Genomic DNA, 21,513 nt, shown 5'->3' with positions numbered 1-21,513 from the left:
CATGATCAAGCTGACCTCCCTCTTTCTGNCCATAGCCCTGACAACGCAGTGCAGTCAGGACGAAACTCTGCGNGCATATGGGGCCGCCGATCGCCTATGGCGCTTGCAAGAACTAAACGGGGTCCCGTTCTCAACAAACACACAGCTGTCCTTTCCAGAAAAAGAACAGGTTACCGTTCAAGGCCCCTGCAATCGGATGTCCGGCACGAACAAGCTGCCCTACCCCTGGTTTTCTTTCACGCTCATATCCTCCACCAAAANGGCATGTCCTGATCTCNGCCAAGAAAACATCGTTATTGACGCGCTCAACAACGCCACCCTCGTCGAGATTCTGAATGACGTCATGATTCTGTCTAACACCGAGAACCTTAATATGGTGTTTCGCGCCGTCGACTAAATGCCTCGACGTAGCGCGCGCGCGCCTCGGGTAGGGGCTTGTCCCCTAGATCGCGCGCCAGATGCCGCTCTAGGAAATATCCCGTGNTTTTGAACGCCAGCGCAATATCCGCATCGCTCGCATCCCCTTCCCCACGTAAAACGGGCGACAATGGCAGCATTTTATCAACCCACTCCCCCGCCCCTTCTCGGGTCACGGCACGCCCCGTTTTCGGAGATACAAAGACCAGCCCGCTGGTCCGTCCGGTCACCGCACAGGCGCTCAGATCAAGCCCATAGCCAAGCTCGTCTAACAGGCTGATTTCCCATTGAAGATAGGCCAATGGCCACAGGTCCCCCTGCCCCAATAGATCCAGAAGCGCTTCAGTTCGACGATATANTGGCGGATGCGCTTCGCGTTCGGGCAATGCAAAGGCAAGCAGCCCCGTCACCGCATTCAACCCCGCAAGGCTCAGCCGATCATGCATNGCCAATGCGGCGCGGCTGCGNACGGGCTCTACAGTAAACGCGCCGATATGATCNTCAAGCCGCGCGCGCCATGCGATGTCTAACTGCGCACCCGGTTGGAGAATTGGGGCAATCTTGCGACTGGTACCGCCGCGCACGATCCCNGCGTGGCGGCCGCGCTCGGGGGTGAACACCTCGATGATGGCCGATGTCTCACCATGGCGGCGCGCGCTTAGCAAAATGCCTTGATCGCGCCATTCCATCAGCTCAACCCGTCCTCATGTAGCAGATGCCGACCCTGCCTGTCCTCTACCTCGATCACCCATAGGTCCGGATCAAAACTGCGCTGTCGGCTGATCGACGCATCAACCTCCGGCTCCTGTCCGCTTGTCATTTCGACCCAGGTCCGCNCACCAGAGATTAAATCGAAACTTTTCTGAAAAAGCTGTGCATTTCCATCGAGCGTTGCGAGCTTCACCAACACAGCGCCGCCNGTGTCATCCCCATGCGCGACCACGAACGCAGGAATATCATACACCCGCAGCCGCGCCAGATAGGCATCGACCCAGAACCGCGCGGTCAGCCGGGCCATGACAGCCCCGTCGTTCCAAATGGTGTAAAATCCTCCCCGAAGGGTCGGGCCGCACCAGATCTAGACATTNCCGTCTTTGAACTCCAACCCCATCTCGGAGTAGCGCTCCGCCTCGTCCAGCCAGTTCGGGCGCACTTTGACCTGCAAAAACAGGTGCACTTTCCGCCCCAGAAACTCTTCAAGCTCCTCGCGAGAGGCTTTGCTGACCGCCTTGATCGTCTCGCCCTTGCTGCCAAGCACGATCCCCTTGTGACCGTCGCGCACCACATAGATCAACTGATCCACCCGCGCAGAGCCGTCTTTACGCTCTTCCCAGTTCTCCGTCTCGACCGTNAGCTGATAGGGCAGCTCCTGATGCAGACGCAGGGTCAGNTTCTCGCGNGTCATTTCGGCGGCGATCATGCGCATNGGCAGATCNGCAATCTGATCTTCNGGATAGAGCCACGGCCCNTCGGGCAATTCGCCCGCCANCCANTGGCGCAACGTATCCACACCATGCCCCCGCTCGGCCGAAATCATGAATGTTTCGGCAAAATCATAGCGGTCGTTCATCTCTTTGCTCAGCCCCAACAGGACCGGAGCTTCGACACGGTCGATCTTGTTGATCGCAAGCGCGACCTTGCGCCCCTGACCGATGTCAGCGAGNCCTTCCAGGATACGTTCGACCCCTTCGGTGATCCCNCGGTTGGCCTCGATCAGCAGAATGACAACATCNGCATCNGCAGCGCCCCCCCAAGCCGCGGCNACCATGGCGCGGTCCAGACGGCGACGGGGCTGGAANAGACCGGGCGTATCCACGAACACAAGCTGGCTTTCCCCTTCCATCGCGACNCCACGAATACGGGCNCGTGTGGTCTGCACCTTATGGGTCACGATCGACACTTTCGCGCCGACCATGCGGTTCAGCAACGTCGATTTGCCCGCGTTGGGCTCGCCGATCAGGGCGATAAATCCGGCGCGCGTGGTCATGAGGGTCTCTCCAATTGGGCCAAGAGCGTCTTGGCAGCGGCCTGTTCGGCCTGGCGTTTCGATGGGGCTGACGCGACGGCGCTNGCCCCGTTTTCAATCCGGGCGGTNATGGTAAACACCGGGGCGTGGTCTGGCCCCTGCCGGTCGGTCTGAACATAGGCGGGGGGCGGNAANCCGCGCGCTTGCGCCCATTCTTGCAGCGCGGTCTTGGCGTCGCGGGCGTCTTGCTTGACCTGCATCACNCGGTCACCCCACAATCGCAGGATCAACGCTTTGGCCTCGTCAAATCCGCCATCCAGATAGACAGCCGCGATGATAGCCTCGATCGCGTCCCCCAACAACGCCTGCTTGCGGCGGCCGCCAGACAACATCTCTGACCGGCCAAGCTTNAGCACNGCGCCCATGTCGATCTCGCGCGCGACCTCGGCGCAGGCTTCCTTGCGCACCAATGCGTTGAACCGCGGGGCNAGNTGCCCTTCGGTTGCGGCCGGATCAAGTTTCAGCAGCGCTTCGGCCATCACCAGCCCCAGAACGCGATCCCCCAGAAACTCNAGCCGCTGGTTGTCGTCACGATTGGCCGACGACATAGAGGCATGGGTCACCGCNCGGTTCAACAGCTCCGGCTTGGCAAAGTGGTACCCGATGCGGCCTTCAAAGGCCNNGAGATCAGCNTTTAACTTCACTTGATCGCCTTAAAGAANCGNTCNCTGCGCCANGTCCAGAAGAACAACATCGACCGACCGGCCGAGCTGAACATGATCCGGTCCGCGCGACCGATCAGGTTTTCNTACGGCACGAAACCGACGCCACCGGCCTGCTGTGCCAGACGGCTATCGGCAGAGTTNTCGCGGTTGTCGCCCATGAAAAAGTAATGCCCTTCTGGCACCGTGTAGACACCNGTATTGTCCGACGCCTGATTGCCAATGTTCAGGATCGCATGTTCGACCCCNTTNGGNAGCACTTCGATCTGACGGGATTTTTCNCATANACCACCGGCACCGACGGCACCGTTCTCGCAACGCGGACGCATNCCCTGCGGGCCCTGACGGTCCATCACCTCTTCGAAGACACCATCGTCACGCAGTTCGACCGCCGTGCCATTGATGCTGACCACACCGTCGGTGATCTGAACCTTGTCNCCCGGCAAGCCGATCAGACGCTTGATGTAATCGCGACCAGACACGGGGTGACGGAAGACCACCACATCGCCCCGCTCGGGCTCTGANCCGAACAAACGGGTGTTGTCGCCGTCAAACACACCGCAGACGTCTTTCGCGTCGACCTCAATGCCGAACCGCGGCATCATCACGCTGGGACAGGANGCGTAGGAATAGCCATAGGCCATTTTGTTCACGAANAGGAAATCCCCGATCAACAACGTCTCTTTCATCGACCCCGAAGGNATCCAGAAAGGCTGGAAAAACAGGGTCCGAAAGACCCCTGCGATCAACAGCGCATAGACGATTGTTTTGATGGTTTCGACAAAGGCGTTGCCGGTTTTCTCTTTGGCGGCCATTTTGGCGCTCCTGTTCATGCGTTCGAGCGTTACATGCGGGTGCCATTGACGCAAGTCAAGCAACCCTGCCCCCGATCCATCGACCGAATGGGCTATGATCTGCCGTTAGGTCTGAATACCTGCCTTCGGGCGGGCTTCGATGACGACAAAGGCCTGCGCCCAGGGATGGTCATCTGTCAGCGTGACGTGAATGATCGCCTCGTGGCCGTCGGGTGTCATCTTGGCCAAACGCTCCGCCGCCCAGCCGGTGACCTCCATCACGGGCTGGCCGGTGCGCAGGTTGCTCACCGCCATGTCGCGCCAAGCGATCCCCATGCGCAGACCGGTGCCAAGCGCCTTTGAACATGCCTCTTTCGCGGCCCAGCGTTTGGCGTAGGTGCCCGCGACATCACGGCGACGCTCGGCCTTTAGCTGTTCGACCTCGGTGAACACGCGATTGCGGAAACGGTCGCCAAAGCGGTCCAGCGTGCCTTGAATTCGTTCGATATTCGCGAGGTCGGTGCCGATGCCCAAAATCATGCCGCGCCCTCAGCCCTTGCGGGCGTCATCCATCAGGCGGCGCATCTCGGCGATGGCGGGGCCGAGGCCCAGAAAGATCGCCTCGCCAATCAGAAAATGCCCGATGTTCAGCTCTTGAACCTCGGGGAAAGCTGCGACGGGGCTAACGGTATCATAGGTGAGACCGTGGCCCGCGTGCACCTCAAGCCCCAGATCATGGGCGAATTTTGACATCTCTTCGAGCTTTTGCAGCTCCTTTTGCGCTTCCTCCCAATGCCCTTCGGCATAGGCGTCGCAATAGGCACCGGTGTGCAGTTCGATCACCTCTGCCCCGATGCGGTTCGCCGCCTCGATCTGGCGCTGATCGGCGGCGATGAAGATGCTGACGCGGCTGCCCGCTTCGCGCAAAGGGGCAATGAAATGCGCCAGCCGGTTTTCCTCGCGTGCGACTTCAAGTCCGCCTTCGGTTGTCCGCTCTTCGCGCTTTTCCGGCACAATGCAGACGGCATGGGGTTTGTGGCGTAGGGCGATGGCCTGCATCTCTTCCGTGGCGGCCATCTCGAAGTTGAGCGGCACGTTCAACACCTCTTGCAGCCCTTCGATATCCGCATCGGTGATGTGGCGTCGATCCTCACGCAGGTGCGCGGTGATGCCATCAGCGCCTGCCTCTTGCGCGGCGCGGGCTGCGCGCAGCGGGTCCGGATAGGCACCGCCGCGCGCATTCCGCACAGTCGCCACGTGGTCAATATTTACGCCAAGCCGAAGCTTACCTTGTGCCGCCATGGTCTTTCCCCTCCAGAGCCGCCTGCTCTGCCTTGCGTTTCGCCTCTGCCTTGGCCGAGGCTTTCTTTTTCAACAAATCGAACTTGGCCTTGATCGCGCCCTTGCGCCGCTTTTGATAGGCCCGCAGCAAGGGCACGGCCAGATAATAGGCGATCGTGGCACAGATCATGCCGGGCACGATCCCCCCGATCAGATACGGATAGAACACCTGATGCCAGAAGACCTCAAGCCCCGACCAATCCATGTCACGGCTGGTAAAGATCGCCACAAAGTTGGCCAANAANTCGTGACCGGCGTCAAAGAATTTGCCCCCNAAGGACCGATGCTCCCCCGTCCGCATGTGGGAACCGAGAATCCAGTGCCCCATNGACAGCGATGACANCCCGATNGGGACATAGGTCAGCGGGTTGCCAAAAAACGTCCCCATCAATGCGGCCAGCAGATTGCCCCGCATGACACGCGACACCAGCGCCGCCACGATAAAATGCATACCGTAGAAGGGCGTAAACGTGGTAAAAACACCGGCCCAGATGCCACGCGCAATGCGTTCGGGCGTATCGGGCAAGCGGCGCATCCGGTGTTTGACATAGTGAAACGCCCGCGTCCAACCACCCCGAGGCCACATGAATTCAGCCATCGCGCGCACTGTCGGCTTTGGATCGCGGCGTTTGAAAATCAACAGTTCGTCCTTGGGTCAGTGCAGTCNGGGCGGATCATGCGTCTTTGGTACCTGCCTTGAACAAGTCNGGNTTCCGGTATCGGCTGATCTCGGCGACCTCNCTCTCGGCCTCCAACATCGGGATCAAAGAATGCAGATGCGCAATGTCTCGCAGTTCTACGTAGATCAACAACCGGTAAAAGTCAGGCTTGCGGTCCAAAAATTCCAGATCCGCGATATTGGCAGAGGATTGGCCGATCAGCGTACAAATCCGCCCCAGCACGCCCGCCCCNTTGCCGATGGTCAGATCCAGTGTCGCCCCATAGATCGCGGGATGNGGCCCGTCGTGCCAACGCAGATCCAGCCAGCGTTCGGGCTGGTCCTCGTAATGCGACAGACGCTCGCAATCGATGGTGTGGATTTTGACGCCCTGCCCGCGGAAGGTGATGCCGACAATGCGNTCCCCCGGCAGCGCCTGACAACAAGGCGACCGGTCAAAGGATTGCCCCGCTTCCAGCCCCACCACCGCGCGCTTGCGGTCGACATGTTCGCCGGGTTTGGGGCGCAGGTTGGGATAGACGGCCTGCACNACNTCTTGGCCCGTCAGTTCGGCAGAGCCAAGTTGNGCCAAAAGCTCCTCCGCGCTGGAGAGGCGCANGTTGCGCGCCGCGGTGCGCAGCACTTTCTCCGTCGCCGATTTATTCATCTGCTCGAAGGCAGAGCGGGCAAGTTCGCGNCCAAGGCTGACAAAGCGCGCGCGATCCAGTTCACGCAGCGACCGACGGATCGCCGTCTTGGCCTTGCCCGTCGTTGCGATATCCAGCCATGTCGCCTGCGGTGTCTGACCTTGNGCGGTAATAATCTCGATCGACTGGCCGTTTTTCACCCGCGTCCACAAAGGCACGCGCATCCCGTCGATCTTGGCNCCCACGCAGGCAGACCCGATTCGCGTNTGGATCGCATAGGCGAAATCAATCGGCGTCGCCCCACGCGGCAGCTTGACCACCTCGCCCTTGGGGGTAAAGCAGAACACCTGATCGGCGTACATCTCAAGCTTGACCGCNTCGAGGAAATCTTCGTGATCCTCCTCNGAATCGAGCTGCTCTGTCAGTTGCGCGACCCATTTGACCGGATCAACAGCAAAGGGGTTCCGCGACCGCACGCCGTCACGATAGGACCAATGCGCCGCCACACCGGATTCAGCGACATCATGCATCTGCCGCGTTCTGATCTGCACCTCGACCCGTTTGCCGTCACGGCCAGAGACGGTGGTATGGATCGANCGGTAACCGTTCGTCTTGGGCTGGCTGATNTAATCCTTGAACCGNCCCGGCACGGCCCGCCAGCGCCGATGGATNGTGCCAAGCGCGCGATAACATTCATCCTCCGAGGTGGTGATAACGCGGAAACCGTAAATATCCGATAAACGGGAAAAGGATTGCTGCTTTTCCTGCATCTTGCGCCAGATCGAATACGGTTTTTTCGCCCGCCCAAAGACTTCGGCCTCGATCCCGGCTTTCTCAAGCTCGTGCCGCATGTCGCCGGTGATTCGCTGGATGACATCGCCCGTTTCGCGCTGAAGGGTGATAAAGCGCCGGATGATCGACTGCCGCCCTTCGGGGTTGAGCACGCGAAAGGCCAGATCCTCAAGCTCTTCGCGCATCCATTGCATNCCCATACGCCCCGCAAGAGGCGCATAGATATCCATNGTTTCACGAGCTTTCTGGATCTGCTTGTCAGGGCGCATCGACTTGATCGTGCGCATATTATGCANCCGATCCGCCAACTTAACCAAAATNACCCGCAGATCTTTCGACATTGCCATGAACAGCTTGCGAAAGTTCTCGGCCTGTTTTGTCTCGTTGGAATTCAGTTGCAGGTTGGTCAGCTTGGTCACNCCATCGACCAGTTCAGCNACATCATGNCCGAACTTTTCATCGACGCTGCTATAGGACGCTTTCGTGTCCTCGATCGTGTCGTGCAGCAATGCGGTGATGATGGTCGCGTCATCCAGCTGCTGTTCGGTCAAAATGGCCGCGACAGAGACCGGATGCGTGAAATAGGGCTCTCCGGAATGGCGGAACTGGCCCTCGTGCATCTGCTGGCCATATTCATAGGCCAGCCTGATCTGATTTTCGTTCGTCTTAGGGTTATAGGCGCGCACAAGCGCGATAAGGTCGTCAGCCGTAATGTCGGCGGTATTCATACCTGTCCTGCCTATAAGCCCCGAAGGGCGCGGGCCTTAGCCCTGCCCTTGTGCCGCCATCAACTGCCGCAGCAGCATTTCTTCGGACATGCTGTCCTCTTCGGGCTTGTCTTGCTCAGCCCCCATAAGAAGCGCCATTGCGTCCTCTTCGGGTTCATCAACCTCGATCTGGTTCTGGTTGCTTTCGATCAGACGCTCGCGCAGCTCATCGGCCGATTGGGTTTCATCCGCAATCTCGCGCAGGGACACGACAGGGTTTTTGTCGTTATCGCGATCAACAGTAACCGTAGAACCTGCCGCAATTTCACGCGCACGATGCGCGGCAAGCATGACAAGCTCGAACCGGTTTGGCACTTTATCTACACAATCTTCGACAGTGACGCGGGCCATGGGGATGCTCCAATCATGAATGCTGCAAGAAGCCGACTATTTAGAAGCCATCGGCGGAATTTACAAGGGCCTATTCCAGCGGCCATACCCCCTTTTTATCTGCCTCTGGCAGGTCATTCAACATCTCGCGAACGGTTTTGCCGATCAGGGGGTGACACCAGTCCGGCGCAATGTCCGCCAGCGGCACCAAAACAAAGGCACGATCCTGAAGCCGCGGGTGCGGNAGGATCAGNTGGTCAGGCGCTTTGNCCATCTGCTGTTCAAGCGGAATNTCCCGCCAATCGGTCTGGGTCTGNANATCCGGCAACACNACATCCCCCATCGCGATNAGATCCAGATCGACCGTCCGAGGGGCCCAACGGCTTTGCCGCTCGCGCCCAAGCTCTGCTTCGACGGCATGAAGAATAGCTAAAACTTGATCNGGCTCCCCTTCTACCCTTATACTAGNGGTTGTATTTACGAAATTCGGACCCGACCCNGCAGGAAACGCATANGTTGAGTAAAANGGGCTAAGAGCGACAACCCGCACGCCCATNCCAACCATAATATCAAGGGCCCGTCGCAGAGTTTCNGCCGGCCCTCCCGCAACTGATGATTGATTGCTCCCGAGGGCGATCAGCGCGCACTTGCCGANTTCACCCCCCTTGGGGTCAGGGATGGCCAATGTCTTCACTTGCTGCCTCTCGAAAAAACCTTAGTTAGTATTGTATTCATAGTCGGAAACTAAATTTGAAACATTTCGTTTTATAGCGGCTCTACACGACGCAAATTTCCGAACGACGTGTATTAGGAAGGCACTTCATGTTCTACAAGGACGAACGGCTCGCTTTATTCATCGACGGCTCCAACCTTTACGCAGCTGCCAAGAACCTGGGTTNTGACATTGATTACAAGCTACTGCGGCAGGAGTTCATGCGCCGCGGCAAACTGCTGCGTGCCTTTTACTACACCGCTTTGCTGGAAAATGACGAATACTCTCCCATACGCCCGCTGGTCGACTGGCTGAACTATAACGGGTTCTCCATGGTGACCAANCCGGCCAAGGAATACACCGACAGCATGGGCCGCCGGAAGGTCAAGGGGAACATGGATATCGAGCTTGCGGTCGACGCGATGGAGCTTGCGCCACATCTTGANCACATCGTGATCTTCTCCGGTGACGGCGANTTCCGCCCGTTGGTCGAAAGCCTNCANCGCCANGGCGTNCGCGTCTCNGTCGTCAGCACGATCCGCAGCCAACCGCCCATGATCTCGGACGAGCTGCGCCGCCAAGTGGACAACTTTATCGAACTCGAAGACCTGCGCGACGTCATTGGCCGGCCTCCACGTGAAACATCTGACGAATAACCCGCGACGGCGCGCCTAAATCTCCGCATCCCTCATGCCCCCGCAGTACGTGCGCGCGCATTTGAAGCATCAGACTGTGCCGCCGCTGGTCTGGACGATGCGCCGCGCAACCCTTACCTATGGCCCATGCCCAAGGAGAGTGTGATGACCAAACCGCCTTTGACCCTGTATCTTGCCGCGCCACGCGGGTTCTGTGCGGGCGTCGACCGCGCAATCAAGATCGTCGAAATGGCCATCGAGAAATGGGGCGCGCCGGTTTATGTGCGCCACGAGATCGTGCACAATAAATTCGTCGTCGACGGGCTGCGCGAACGGGGTGCGATCTTTGTCGAGGAACTGTCGGAATGCCCCGATGANCGGCCCGTGATNTTCTCGGCGCACGGCGTACCGAAAGCCGTACCCGCCAAGGCCGAGGCACGCAATATGGTCTATGTCGACGCGACCTGCCCGCTTGTCTCGAAGGTGCATATCGAGGCGCAACGCCACGCCGACGCCGGGCTGCAGATGATCATGATCGGCCACGCGGGCCATCCCGAAACCATTGGCACCATGGGGCAGCTCCCCCCGGGCGAGGTTTTGCTGGTCGAAACGCCCGCCGATGTCGAAACCGTCGAGGTGCGAGACCCGAGCAAGCTGGCCTATGTCACNCAGACAACGTTAAGCGTTGATGACACAGCCGAGATTGTCGCCGCCCTGAACAAACGTTTCCCGCAGATCATCGGGCCGCACAAAGAAGACATCTGCTACGCCACGACCAACCGTCAAGAAGCGGTGAAGGCAATGGCACCGANATGTGATGCGATGCTTGTTGTAGGCGCGCCAAACTCATCGAACTCCCGCCGTCTGGTCGAGGTCGGATCGCGTGCGGGCTGCGATTACGCCCAACTGGTGCAGCGCGCGACGGACATCGANTGGCGCAGCCTCGAGGGNATCAAAAGCATCGGGATCACCGCCGGTGCCTCGGCCCCCGAACANCTTATCAACGAGGTCATTGACGCGTTCAAAGACCGATANGATGTGACCACCGAAATGGTCGAAACCGCGGTAGAGAATGTGGAATTCAAAGTCCCCCGTGTGCTGCGGGTACCCGCATGACCGGCATCCCCCGCGCGCCGCTTTGGCTTGGCCTTGCCGGGCTTACTCCCTTTGTCTGGGGGGCCTTGACNGGGCTGGTNGATCCCTTGGCGAACTGGGGCGCGGCGACGTTCGGCGGCCGTTTTGTCGGGCCATATATACAGTTGTTCTACGGCACCGTTATTCTTTCCTTCATGTCCGGCGTGCTATGGGGATTCGCAACCAAGACCAGCGGGGCGAAGGCGACGGCCGGCTATATCCTCGCCGTGATCCCGGCGCTTTGGGCGTTCTTCATGACCAGCGGCGGCCCCGTGGGTGCGGGGCTGAACCTGATGTTCGGTTTTGCNGGTCTACTGGTCCTTGATGCCGCCTTCTGGCACTGGCGTCTTGCGCCGCGCTGGTGGCTAAAGCTGCGCACGCTTCTGACCGCCNTCNTGCTGGCGTGTCTGGCTGTGGGCGTCTTTCTGTAGCAGCGAAACTTGCGGGCGGGGCNTAGATTAGGCTGGACGCCCCCACGCCAGACTGGATAAGGCAGCCCCATGACCAAGCTGATTGCATATACTGATGGTGCCTGTTCCGGCAATCCCGGCCCCGGTGGCTGGGGTGCCCTGATGCGGGCGATGGATGGCGACAAGATCGTTAAGGANCGCGAGTTGAAAGGCGGCGAACCCGCCACCACCAACAACCGGATGGANCTGATGGCCGCCATCAGCGCGCTCGANGCGCTGGCCCGCCCGACCGAGATCACNATCGTCACCGACAGCAACTATGTCAAAAATGGCATCACCGGCTGGATCTACGGCTGGAAGAAAAACGGCTGGAAGAATGCCGCTAAAAAGCCCGTCAAAAACGCGGAGCTTTGGCAGCGGCTGGATGCGGCAAATGCGCGGCATCAGGTCACCTGGGAATGGGTCAAAGGCCACGCTGGCCATCCCGAGAACGAGCGCGCCGATGAACTGGCGCGGGCGGGCATGGCCCCGTTCAAAACCAAATGAGCCTGATCACCCTGCTGGAATATGCCTCCGTTCTGGTCTTTGCGATTACGGGGGCGCTGGTCGCCAGCCGCGCCCAACTTGACCTTGTAGGCTTCGCCTTTATCGCCTGTCTCACGGCCTTGGGCGGCGGCACACTGCGCGACCTGTTGCTGGATCGAAACCCGATTTTCTGGATTGCGAACCCCACCCATCTCGCCGTGGGCGTCACTGCCGCGATGGTGGTTTTCTTTACCGCGCATCTTCTCGAAAGCCGCTATCGCGCGCTGCTATGGCTCGATTCCGTAGCACTCGCCGTGGCGGTTGCTGCGGGTACGGGCGTGGCGATCTCGCTTGATCAATCCGCTGTGGTCGTGGTGCTGATGGGGATGATCACCGGCTGCATGGGCGGATTGATGCGCGATGTTGTCGTGGGAGAAGTCCCGCTTGTCCTGCAACAGGGTGAACTTTATGTCACCGCCGCTTTCGCCGGTGCTGCAACCGCTGTCATCATCCGTAGCATTCCGGGCGATGATGCACTGGCGCTGTTTGCCGGTGCCTGTATGACGTGGATTTTGCGTGCCGGATCGCTGTATTTCGGATGGCACCTACCCGTGTACAAAAGCCGCCCGCCGCGGGTGTAACGTTACTTTCGACGCCAGTGAAACGGCACGATGATCAGCGCCCCGATAGAGGACGCGATGGCGTTCATGCCAGCCGAGTTAAACCCGAAGCCGAACATCAACCGCACGAAATAAAACAGAAAAGCGCCGCCCACGCAGATGATGATCGAGGCAAGATAGCCGTTGCGGGTAAAGCCTGACTTTTCGGCGAAAAAGCCGACAAGCCCCGCGATCACAACCGTGCCAATAAGCGTCGGAAGCATGATTTACCCTTTGCTTAGAACTGTGCCCGCAGCAATCTGCGCACCACGCTGGAACGTCTGCGCATCTTGCGCCGCTTTCCCCGCCCGTTGCAAGCGGATCAGCTGAACCGCACCCTCCCCGCAACCGACGCGCAGAGTGTCATCCAGAACCTCGCCCGCTGCACCCTCGCCCTCGGCAAGCTTCGATGCCAGCACCTTCACCCGCGNGCCGTCCAGATCGAACCATGCACCAGGAAACGGCGACAATCCCCTGATTTGCCGGTCCACCTCTGTTGCGGGGCGCGACCAATCGATCCGCGCCTCGGCCTTGTCAATTTTNCTGGCATAGGTCACGCCCTCTTCGGGCTGCGGTTCCGGTTGCAGGTCAGGCAGATGCCGAAGTGCTTCCACGATCAACTCGGCGCCCATGGCGCTTAGTCGGTCATGCAGTTCGATCGTCGTCTCGGTGGTGCGGATCGGCGTCGCGGCGCGCAACAGCACGGGCCCCGTGTCCAGCCCCGCCTCCATCTGCATGATGCACACACCCGTTTCAACGTCGCCCGCCATGATCGCCCGATGGATCGGCGCGGCACCCCGCCATCGGGGCAACAAACTCGCGTGGATATTCAGGCACCCGGATTTCGGCGCATCCAGAACGGCTTGGGGCAANATCAGACCATAGGCCACAACAACAGCNACATCCGCGNCGAGCGCTGCAAACTCCGCCTGCGCTTCGGCGGTTTTNAACGAAACGGGGTGACGTACCAATAACCCCAAAGCCTCTGCCCGTTGCTGAACCGGGCTGGGGCGGTCCTTTTTGCCTCGCCCTGCAGGGCGCGGCGGCTGGCAATAGACGGCGGCGATTTCGTGGCCNGCCAAGACCAACGCATCCAACACTGGCACTGAAAAATCAGGTGTTCCCATAAAGATAACACGCATCGAACACTTCCCTTCAAACCGTAGAGGCANTCAGCCCTTGTACTTGCGCGCCTTGCGCAGCAGCATATCACGGCGCGTTTTACTCAGATTGTCGACAAACATTTTTCCGGCAAGATGGTCGATCTGATGCTGNACGCTGGTCGCNTCCAACCCGACGAAATCGCGCGTCACTGTCGCGCCCTGCTCGTCAAGATACCGCACTTTCACACCACGTGGACGCCGGATCTTGGCCGATATTCCGGGCAAATTCGGGCTCGCCTCTTCGTATTCATTCATNATCGCCGACGCGTCGATGACGACAGGGTTTGCCAAACGGATCCGTTTATCCCGCGCTTGCGAGGCATCGACAACGGCGACCTGCAGCGACACCCCGATCTGTGGTGCGGCCAGCCCGACCCCCGGCATCGCGTCCATCGTGTCGATCATGTCGTCCCAGAGCGCACGAATTTCATCATTGATTTCTGCCACTTGNGCGGCNGGNGTCCNNAAACAGGCNTGCGGCCACGGAANNATGCGACGAACGGTCATTGGCTTTGCTCCTGCGCGACACGGTCATAAATGACGATGCCATCAAGGTGGTCNTATTCATGCTGCACGATCACGGCCTCTGCGCCGGTAAACTTTCGTTCGTGGGTGCCATCAGCATCCGTCCANCGCAAGGTAACCTCNGTNGCGCGGGCAATATCCATCGGCACGCCGGGGATCGACAAACATCCCTCTTCGCCAATCGCGCGGGTGTCAGACAGGCTGACAATCTGCGGATTGATACAGGCGACAGGCGTCGGGGTGCCTTCCTTCCAGCCCGCATCGAAAACGAAAATACGCTCGGTCCGGCCAACCTGCGGGGCCGCCAACCCGCGACCGGGCGCGGCATACATCGTGTCGAACATGTCAGCGATCAGCTGGTCGATCTCGGGCGTGCGCGTGGCGACGGGGGCGCACACAGCTGTCAGCCGCGCGTCAGGCCAGGTCACGATGTCCAACACGCTCATCCGCGCGCCAGTTCGCGTTTCAGCTTGGTCATTTTGCGCGTGATCATCTGGCGNTTCATCGGTTTGAGATAATCGATAAAAAGCTTGCCATCCAGATGGTCGATCTCGTGCTGCACGCAGGTCGCCCATAGTTTGGTAAAGGTCTCGGTCTGNTCGTTCCCNTCGATATCGATCCAGCGCACGTCCACATCTGCGGGGCGCGTCACATCGGCAAACTGCTCGGGGATCGACAAACACCCTTCTTCATAGGTGTTCAGCGCGTCCGAGGCGGCGATGATTTCGGGGTTGAACATCACCAGCGGTCGCGGCGCCTCCCCCTCTTCCTTTACGCAATCCATGACGATCAAGCGGTTCATCACCCCGATCTGGGGGGCCGCAAGACCGATCCCCGGCGCGTCATACATCGTGGCGAGCATATCATCAGCCAAGCTGCGCANCTCGTCCGTCATATCGGTCACGGGGGCGCATGGCTTTTTCAGCCGCGGGTCAGGGTGTAGTAAAATATTGCGTATCATTTGGTTGATTTAGGCCAACACCTGCGCCGCTGCAACCTCGGGGCTTGCGGTCTGGTCGATTAGGTTTAGCGTGTCGGCCAAATCTGACAGGAGAACCCCATGAGCTTTGACGAAATCATCGACCGGCGTGGCACCCATTGCGCGAAATGGGACAAGATGGAGCCGATCTACGGCGTCCCCGCGGATACGGGCATTGCCATGTGGGTTGCGGATATGGATTTCCGCCCGCCTCAGGTGGTTCAAACCGCGCTGCAAGATATGTTGGACCATGGCGTCTATGGCTACTTCGGCGATGACAGCAAATATCTGGGTGCCATCCAATGGTGGATGGAGCATCGACATGGCTGGAAAGTCGCACCCGAGTGGATTTTCACCACGCACGGCCTGGTTAACGGAACCGCGATGTGTGTCGACGCCTTCACCAAGGCCGGGGACGGAGTTGTCCTGTTCACACCGGTTTACCACGCCTTTGCGCGTGTGATCTCCGCCGCAGGGCGGCAGGTGGTCGAATGCGAAATGGCGATAGAAGGCGGCCAGTATACGCTCGATTTCGATGCCTATGATGCGCAGATGACTGGCAACGAGACGATGCTGGTGTTCTGTTCCCCCCATAATCCGGGCGGGCGTGTTTGGTCCCGGTCAGAGTTAGAACAGGTCGCAGCCTTTGCCAAACGCCATGACCTTGTCCTCGTCTCGGACGAGATTCACCATGATCTGGTGATGCCTGGTCATACACACATCCCAATGGCCCTGATCGATGGCGTGGCTGATCGGTTGGTCATGATGACCGCGACAACCAAAACCTTTAACATTGCCGGTTCCCACTCCGGCAACGTGATCATCCCCGATCCGAAGCTCCGCGAAACCTTTGCGGCGCGCGTTGCAGCGATGGGGCTTTCGCCAAACTCCTTCGGTCTGTTTATGGCGTCCGCAGCCTATTCGCCGGAAGGGGCCGCATGGGTTGATGATCTGGTCAGCTATCTGGACGGCAACCGGCAGATCTTTGACGCCGCGATTCAGGACATTCCCGGGCTTCAATCCATGTCGCTTCAATCAACCTACCTTGCTTGGGTCGATTTCAGCGGGACCGGAATGGACAGATCAGAGTTCACCCAACGGGTCGAAAACTCCGCTGGGATTGCTGCAAACCACGGGCCAACTTTTGGCAAGGGCGGGGAAAGCTTCCTGCGGTTCAACATCGCCACCCCGCGCGCCCGGGTAGAAGAAGCCTGCAACCGTCTGCGCGAGGCATTCAAAGACCTGCAATAAAATCAATGCGGTGCGTCGACGGTGATCAAGCCCGCCGGCGCATCTGCAGCCCGTTCGAAATCCAGCGCCGCAGACTTCGCGACACGGGTCGCACGTTTGAAATCAAACAGCATTTCGCCGCCTTCTTGCTCTACCGCGACGATCAAACATTGAAACAGATGAGCCGCGCCATCGAATAAATCGACCCGACCGCGCAACTGCGGTGCCGTCTGCGCATCAAGCGAGAAGCCNGTGTCCCAATAACGNAGGACCTTATGCTCCACCCCGTCCGCGTGTACCCGCAAACGTGACGATTTTCGCAGGCTATCCACCCGTGCGGCATCCAGCCCGGCCTGAATGTCTTTCGGCANTATGGCTTCCACAGTTTCCTCCCTCCAAAGGCTTCCAACATGAAGCGTGACGTGCTGGGATTCAAAATCAAGTGCGCCCCAAGAATTTATTCGACGTGCATCAACGCAGCCCCCCTGTGCGTCGCGTGCTATGGCCTTTCGCCCGTCTGAACTTACCTTGAACACNAACAAGTAAAGGAGTNGTGTATGGGACTGCTGATCGACGGAGAATGGCGCGATAAATGGTACGATACGGAGTCTACCGGAGGTAAGTTTGAACGCTCCACCTCCAAATTTCGCAACTGGGTCACAGCGGACGGCAGCGCGGGCCCGTCAGGAAAATCAGGCTTTCAGGCACAATCAGGGCGGTATCANCTCTACGTCAGCTATGCCTGCCCTTGGGCACATCGCGCACTGATTTTCCGCGCGCTGAAAGACCTTACCGACCATATCAGCGTGTCGGTCGTACACCCCGANATGATGGAAGACGGCTGGACTTTCGCAACAGATTTCNAAGGCGCGACCGGAGACACCCTCTTTGGCAGTGACTTTTTGCGTGACATTTATATCAAAGCCGATCCAAATTTCACAGGCCGCGTCACGGTGCCTGTGCTTTGGGACAAGGCGCAGAACACGATCGTATCGAACGAATCGGCCGAGATCATTCGCATGTTCAACAGTGCGTTTAATGAAATCACCGGCAATACTGATGANTATTGGCCGACTGANCTGCGCGAACAAATCGCCGACATCAACGAACGCGTTTACGAGACCGTTAACAATGGCGTCTACAAGGCCGGGTTCGCGACGTCCCAAGACGCCTATGACGACGCGGTCNATCCGCTTTTTGACAGTTTGACGTGGCTAGAAAGCATCCTCGAAAACAACCGGTTCCTCGCCGGCNACAAGTTGACCGAGGCCGACTGGCGNCTGTTCACGACCCTCGCGCGCTTTGACCTCGTGTATCACACCCATTTCAAGTGCAACCATAAGCGNCTNACCGATTACCCGAACCTTTGGNCCTATACNCGGCAACTNTATCAACACGCTGATATCGCCGAGACCGTGCATTTNGATCACATTGTTCGGCACTACCATTTCAGTCAGACCACGGTGAACCCGNATCAGATCATCCCGATTAANCCGACGGTCGATTTCANCGCCCCACATGNGCGCGATTAGGGACANGGGCGTTAGGCCACCAGCGTTTCTGCCTTCTTCAAATCGACAGAGACCAGCTGGCTGACGCCCTGTTCCGCCATGGTGACGCCGAACAGCCGATCCATTCGCGCCATGGTGACAGCATGGTGCGTGATGATCAAAAAGCGCGTGTCAGTCTGTCGGCACATCTCGTCCAACAGGTCACAAAAGCGCGTCACATTCGCATCATCCAAAGGCGCGTCGACCTCGTCCAACACACAAATCGGCGCAGGGTTCGCAAGGAACACTGCAAAAATCAGCGCCATCGCGGTCAAGGTCTGTTCGCCCCCCGACAATAGGCTAAGCGTGCTAAGCTTNTTGCCCGGCGGNTGNCACATAATCTCCAACCCCGCCTCCAGNGGATCGTCNGATTCNACCATCACAAGNTTGGCCTCACCACCGTTAAAAAGATGTTTAAACAGCATAGAGAAATTGCTGTTCACCTCTTCGAATGCGGTCAGCAAGCGTTCACGGCCTTCTTTGTTCAGGCTCGCGATACCGCTGCGCAATGTCCGGATCGCCTCGGTCAAATCCGCCTTTTCGCCAACCANAGTGTCGTGTTCCGCCTGAACCTCTTTCGCGTCTTCCTCGGCACGCAAGTTCACAGCACCCAAGGCTTCGCGCTGTCCCTTCAAACGGCTCAGCTGGTTTTCAAGAACNTCGACATCGGACATCTCATCAGCATTGATCTCAAGNGTCTCTGCCAGCGCTTCGGGGGTCGTGTCACGTTCTTCATCAATGCGTTCTGCGGCAAGGGCCACCGTTTCCTTCGCCGCATCCGCGCGCGCCTCTGCCCGCGCCCGCGCCTCGCGCGCCTCCGACGCCAAGCGCTCTGCGTCACGCTCAGCCAATGTCGTATCNCGCAAATCGGCTTCCCCGGTAGACAACTNTGNGCTGGCCGCCTGCNTGCGGGTCTCTGCCGCAGAAATTGCGCCCGTCAACTCTTCACGTTTCGCCGCGATCTCTCCGGGGGCAGAGCTCGCTTCGGTCAACTCTCTTTCNGACGCTTCTTTGCGTTCAAGAAGCTCGGCGCTGCGTTTTCCCGCCGTGTCCANGCGGTTCCGCCAGCCGCCCAATTCCTTGGCGACATCCTGGGCACGTCTCTCGCGCGCGGTGCCCTCGCGACGCAGTTCGTTCAGCGCAGAACGCCTCGTCATCATCGCGATGCGCGCGCCTTCAACGGTCTGTCGCAACATCTCCACATCGGCGCGGGCACTTGAGACGTCGTCAAGCGCGGCAAGCGCATTCTCTGCCTCCGTCACCAAACGTCGACCCTCGATCGCCTCTTCCTCGTGGCGGGCGACGGCCAATCCCAAACTGTCCAACCGGCTCTCCGCCAGGTTCCGATCCGCCTCAGCCCGGCTTAGGGCCCGNCCTGCATCCGCAACAGNACGGTCTGCATCGCGCCGCAGCGCCCGCGCATTTTTGTCTGCNTCTGCCTGAGCGAGCAGAAGCTTTTGCAATGTTTCATGTGCATCACGCGCAGCCTCTGCCCGTTGATTCGTTTGCTCTAGCCCCTGCTTGAGTACCTCTAAACGGTTAATTTGNTGCAAACGAAGCGCNGCGGCCGAGGGCGCATCCTCCGCCCACGCCCGGAAACCATCCCACCGCCACAAATCGCCCTCTGGNGAGACGAGACGCTGGCCCGGCAGCAGCAGCGGTTGAAGCCGCGTGCCGTCGTCCGCGTCGACCAGACCAATCTGGCTCATCCGGCGNTTCAGAACGTCAGGCACCGAGACATGCGCCGTCAGCGGGGTGATCCCCTCGGGTAGCGGCTGGACCGTTGAATAGGCAGGTAAATATGCCCACCCCGAGGGNCCGTCNGCATCGACATCCGGGGCGCGCAGATCATCGGCCAGGGCAGCACCAAGCGCTTTTTCAAACCCGTGCTCGACCTGCAGGCGGTCCAGAATTTGACCACCCTCGGCGGTGTCACGCTCTACCAGCTTCGCCAGCGCGCCTGCTTCGGCGCGAATGGCGTTCAGCTCGCCCTCGGCCTCTGACCGTTCGGCACGGGCATCTGCCTCGCGACTTTGGGTGGCAGCGCGGTCCTCTTCCGCCTTTTGCAAGGCTTCCTCGGCAGCGACAGAGNCCGCATGCGCCTGTGTCTCTGCAGCTTGAGCGGCGCTGAAATCGGCGTTTGCTTTCTCGAGTGCGGCGGCACTCTGCGCTACGGCGGCACGCGCTTTATCCGCTTCCGCTTCCGATCGTTGAAGCGTCTTGCGGTGATCGTTCAGCAAACGTTCGGCAGAGCTGTGACGCGCGACCAAACGGGCGACATCCTCGGTCAGCTTNGACAGATCNGCTTCCTGTTTCTCTAGCACGCCGGCGGCCTCTTTCGCGCGCTCTGCCGCCTCCGCGACCGCAGCTTCATGGCCCTCGCCCGCATCCGATAGGTCACGTTCTTCCCGCTCCAACCGCGTGATCGTTTCTTCGGCGTCGCGGTTTAGCTCACCTTCGCGATCCAGATCACGGGTCAACTGCGCGATGCGCTTGGTCAACGCGTCAATCGCGGCCCGGGCGCGGTTTTCCTGATCGCTCAAGGTATCGCGCTGTACACCAAGCCGCTGCACGATAGCGGCCGCGATCGCTTCTTCCTCACGCAGGGGCGGCAAAGCCTCTTCCGCTTTTTGCCGTGCCACAGTGGCCTGACGCACGGCTTTTTCCGCCTCGGCGGCGACGGCCATCTGGCTGCGCAGCGCTTCGGNCGTCGTTTGACGAGCATCCTCNGCCACGCGCCAGCGCCGATACAGCAGCACCCCTTCGGTCCGGCGCAGGGCATCCCCGATATCGCGATAACGCGCAGCCTGACGGGCCTGGCGCGCCAATTGCGAAAGCTGACCNGCAAGCTGTTCAACCACATCNTCNACGCGCGCNAGGTTNGCTTCGGTACCATTCAGCTTCAGTTCAGCCTCGTGACGGCGGGCATAAAGCCCCGAAATACCNGCGGCTTCTTCAAGNATACGGCGCCGGTTCTTCGGTTTGGCGTTGATCAGTTCCGAAATCTGGCCTTGACGTACCAACGCTGGCGAATGGGCTCCCGTTGATGCGTCGGCAAACAGCATTTGCACATCGCGCGCGCGCACATCCTTTCCAGCCGCCTTNTAGGCGCTACCGACATCACGGGTGATCCGCCGGATGATTTCGATGCTATCACCGTCGTTAAACCCAGCCGGCGCGAGACGTTCGGAGTTGTCGATATGCAACGCGACTTCGGCGAAGTTCTTGGCCGGACGAGAGGACGCGCCNGCGAAAATCACATCTTCCATACCGCCACCGCGCATAGCGGTCGGACGGTTTTCGCCCATCACCCAACGGAGCGCTTCAAGCAGGTTGGACTTGCCGCAACCATTCGGGCCAACAACGCCGGTTAGACCATCCGAGATGATCAGATCAGTGGGGTCTACAAAGCTTTTAAAGCCTGTCAGCCTGAGTTTGGAAAACCGCAATGTTCGTGCCCGCCTGATTCTTATGGATAGCCAGAATTGCGGATCATCGGGTTTAGAGTCAACGCGACCCCGCTAGGTAGAGCGGGAAGTAGCCGCCTTATCCACAAG

General features: G+C 59.3%; 26 protein-coding genes. 8 read left to right on the top strand and 18 right to left on the bottom strand.

The window, feature by feature from the left end; all coding sequences use genetic code 11:
- Position 1: 1 nt before the first annotated feature.
- Entirely contained in the window at positions 2–397 is a 396-nt protein-coding gene (locus tag CBB63_RS10925) for an META domain-containing protein (RefSeq protein WP_286699161.1), read from the top strand.
- Here the strand turns inward: CBB63_RS10925 and recO are convergent.
- From recO to folK, 11 genes are all read right to left on the bottom strand, one after another.
- Positions 369–1,106 (bottom strand): DNA repair protein RecO, encoded by a 738-nt coding sequence (gene recO / locus CBB63_RS10920; protein ID WP_286699160.1) that lies wholly within the window; start codon positions 1,104–1,106, stop codon positions 369–371. The genes CBB63_RS10925 and recO overlap by 29 nt on opposite strands.
- On the bottom strand, positions 1,106–1,435 hold the full coding sequence (locus CBB63_RS10915) for a DUF1491 family protein (RefSeq protein ID WP_286699159.1): 330 nt from the start codon (positions 1,433–1,435) through the stop codon (positions 1,106–1,108). The genes recO and CBB63_RS10915 overlap by 1 nt, the downstream gene beginning before the upstream one ends.
- A 60-nt stretch (positions 1,436–1,495) precedes the next feature.
- A complete protein-coding gene (era, locus tag CBB63_RS10910; RefSeq protein ID WP_286699158.1) occupies positions 1,496–2,404 on the bottom strand; it encodes a GTPase Era in 909 nt (302 codons plus the stop codon).
- The gene (gene rnc / locus CBB63_RS10905) at positions 2,401–3,087 is read right to left on the bottom strand and encodes a ribonuclease III (protein ID WP_286699157.1); all 687 of its coding nucleotides are present in this window, start codon (positions 3,085–3,087) and stop codon (positions 2,401–2,403) included. Before rnc ends, era begins: the two co-directional genes overlap by 4 nt.
- Positions 3,084–3,920 carry a signal peptidase I gene (gene lepB, locus CBB63_RS10900; RefSeq protein ID WP_286699156.1) on the bottom strand — a complete coding sequence of 279 codons (837 nt, stop codon included), beginning with the start codon at positions 3,918–3,920 and terminating at the stop codon, positions 3,084–3,086. The genes rnc and lepB overlap by 4 nt, the downstream gene beginning before the upstream one ends.
- Positions 3,921–4,025: 105 nt before the next feature.
- Entirely contained in the window at positions 4,026–4,439 is a 414-nt protein-coding gene (acpS, locus tag CBB63_RS10895) for a holo-ACP synthase (protein ID WP_005849935.1), read from the bottom strand.
- A 9-nt stretch (positions 4,440–4,448) separates the two neighbouring features.
- A complete protein-coding gene (locus CBB63_RS10890) occupies positions 4,449–5,201 on the bottom strand; it encodes a pyridoxine 5'-phosphate synthase (RefSeq protein ID WP_009825335.1) in 753 nt (250 codons plus the stop codon).
- Positions 5,185–5,880, bottom strand: coding sequence for a DUF2062 domain-containing protein (locus CBB63_RS10885; RefSeq protein ID WP_286699155.1), 696 nt, complete (start codon positions 5,878–5,880; stop codon positions 5,185–5,187). The genes CBB63_RS10890 and CBB63_RS10885 overlap by 17 nt, the downstream gene beginning before the upstream one ends.
- Before the next feature lie 34 nt (positions 5,881–5,914).
- Positions 5,915–8,065, bottom strand: a complete 2,151-nt coding sequence (locus CBB63_RS10880; RefSeq protein ID WP_286699154.1) for a RelA/SpoT family protein — start codon at positions 8,063–8,065, stop codon at positions 5,915–5,917.
- Positions 8,066–8,101: 36 nt separating this feature from the next.
- Entirely contained in the window at positions 8,102–8,455 is a 354-nt protein-coding gene (gene rpoZ / locus CBB63_RS10875; RefSeq protein ID WP_005849941.1) for a DNA-directed RNA polymerase subunit omega, read from the bottom strand.
- 70 nt (positions 8,456–8,525) lie between these two features.
- Positions 8,526–9,128: a 2-amino-4-hydroxy-6-hydroxymethyldihydropteridine diphosphokinase gene (gene folK / locus CBB63_RS10870; RefSeq protein WP_353744264.1), complete on the bottom strand. Its 603-nt coding sequence runs from the start codon at positions 9,126–9,128 to the stop codon at positions 8,526–8,528.
- 128 nt (positions 9,129–9,256) lie between these two features.
- On the opposite strand from folK, the gene CBB63_RS10865 reads away from it, so the two are divergent.
- The 5 genes from CBB63_RS10865 (at position 9,257) to CBB63_RS10845 (ending at position 12,491) form a co-directional block, all read left to right on the top strand.
- Entirely contained in the window at positions 9,257–9,802 is a 546-nt protein-coding gene (locus CBB63_RS10865; RefSeq protein ID WP_286699153.1) for a LabA-like NYN domain-containing protein, read from the top strand.
- A gap of 144 nt (positions 9,803–9,946) precedes the next feature.
- Entirely contained in the window at positions 9,947–10,897 is a 951-nt protein-coding gene (gene ispH, locus CBB63_RS10860; RefSeq protein WP_286699152.1) for a 4-hydroxy-3-methylbut-2-enyl diphosphate reductase, read from the top strand.
- Complete coding sequence (locus CBB63_RS10855) at positions 10,894–11,346, top strand: DUF3429 domain-containing protein (protein ID WP_286699151.1); 453 nt, start codon at positions 10,894–10,896, stop codon at positions 11,344–11,346. Before ispH ends, CBB63_RS10855 begins: the two co-directional genes overlap by 4 nt.
- A gap of 69 nt (positions 11,347–11,415) precedes the next feature.
- On the top strand, positions 11,416–11,871 hold the full coding sequence (gene rnhA, locus CBB63_RS10850; RefSeq protein ID WP_286699150.1) for a ribonuclease HI: 456 nt from the start codon (positions 11,416–11,418) through the stop codon (positions 11,869–11,871).
- On the top strand, positions 11,868–12,491 hold the full coding sequence (locus tag CBB63_RS10845; RefSeq protein ID WP_286699149.1) for a trimeric intracellular cation channel family protein: 624 nt from the start codon (positions 11,868–11,870) through the stop codon (positions 12,489–12,491). Before rnhA ends, CBB63_RS10845 begins: the two co-directional genes overlap by 4 nt.
- A 2-nt stretch (positions 12,492–12,493) precedes the next feature.
- On the opposite strand, the gene CBB63_RS10840 is transcribed toward CBB63_RS10845, so the two are convergent.
- From CBB63_RS10840 to def (CBB63_RS10820), 5 genes are all read right to left on the bottom strand, one after another.
- Positions 12,494–12,733, bottom strand: a complete 240-nt coding sequence (locus tag CBB63_RS10840) for a hypothetical protein (protein ID WP_005849950.1) — start codon at positions 12,731–12,733, stop codon at positions 12,494–12,496.
- A 3-nt stretch (positions 12,734–12,736) separates the two neighbouring features.
- Positions 12,737–13,651, bottom strand: a complete 915-nt coding sequence (gene fmt, locus CBB63_RS10835) for a methionyl-tRNA formyltransferase (RefSeq protein ID WP_286699148.1) — start codon at positions 13,649–13,651, stop codon at positions 12,737–12,739.
- A 30-nt stretch (positions 13,652–13,681) separates the two neighbouring features.
- The gene (gene def / locus CBB63_RS10830; RefSeq protein ID WP_286699147.1) at positions 13,682–14,179 is read right to left on the bottom strand and encodes a peptide deformylase; all 498 of its coding nucleotides are present in this window, start codon (positions 14,177–14,179) and stop codon (positions 13,682–13,684) included.
- Positions 14,176–14,643, bottom strand: a complete 468-nt coding sequence (gene def, locus CBB63_RS10825) for a peptide deformylase (protein WP_286699146.1) — start codon at positions 14,641–14,643, stop codon at positions 14,176–14,178. The genes def (CBB63_RS10830) and def (CBB63_RS10825) overlap by 4 nt, the downstream gene beginning before the upstream one ends.
- Positions 14,640–15,158 (bottom strand): peptide deformylase, encoded by a 519-nt coding sequence (def, locus tag CBB63_RS10820; protein WP_286699145.1) that lies wholly within the window; start codon positions 15,156–15,158, stop codon positions 14,640–14,642. Before def (CBB63_RS10820) ends, def (CBB63_RS10825) begins: the two co-directional genes overlap by 4 nt.
- 99 nt (positions 15,159–15,257) lie before the next feature.
- On the opposite strand from def (CBB63_RS10820), the gene CBB63_RS10815 reads away from it, so the two are divergent.
- A complete protein-coding gene (locus CBB63_RS10815; protein ID WP_286699144.1) occupies positions 15,258–16,427 on the top strand; it encodes a MalY/PatB family protein in 1,170 nt (389 codons plus the stop codon).
- Positions 16,428–16,429: 2 nt separating this feature from the next.
- Here CBB63_RS10815 and CBB63_RS10810 read toward each other — a convergent pair whose 3' ends face one another.
- A complete protein-coding gene (locus CBB63_RS10810; RefSeq protein ID WP_286699143.1) occupies positions 16,430–16,789 on the bottom strand; it encodes a hypothetical protein in 360 nt (119 codons plus the stop codon).
- A gap of 174 nt (positions 16,790–16,963) precedes the next feature.
- Here CBB63_RS10810 and CBB63_RS10805 point away from each other — a divergent pair, with 174 nt between their 5' ends.
- On the top strand, positions 16,964–17,938 hold the full coding sequence (locus tag CBB63_RS10805) for a glutathione S-transferase family protein (RefSeq protein WP_286699142.1): 975 nt from the start codon (positions 16,964–16,966) through the stop codon (positions 17,936–17,938).
- 11 nt (positions 17,939–17,949) lie between these two features.
- On the opposite strand, the gene smc is transcribed toward CBB63_RS10805, so the two are convergent.
- Positions 17,950–21,405, bottom strand: coding sequence for a chromosome segregation protein SMC (smc, locus tag CBB63_RS10800; protein ID WP_286699141.1), 3,456 nt, complete (start codon positions 21,403–21,405; stop codon positions 17,950–17,952).
- Between the last annotated feature and the right edge of the window lie 108 nt (positions 21,406–21,513).

It is taken from the genome of Sulfitobacter sp. TMED3 (assembly GCF_002167505.1).
Taxonomy (GTDB): Bacteria; Pseudomonadota; Alphaproteobacteria; order Rhodobacterales; family Rhodobacteraceae; genus Sulfitobacter; species Sulfitobacter pontiacus.
Note: the sequence above shows the minus strand (reverse complement) of the source record. Positions and strands in the feature narration are given on the sequence as shown.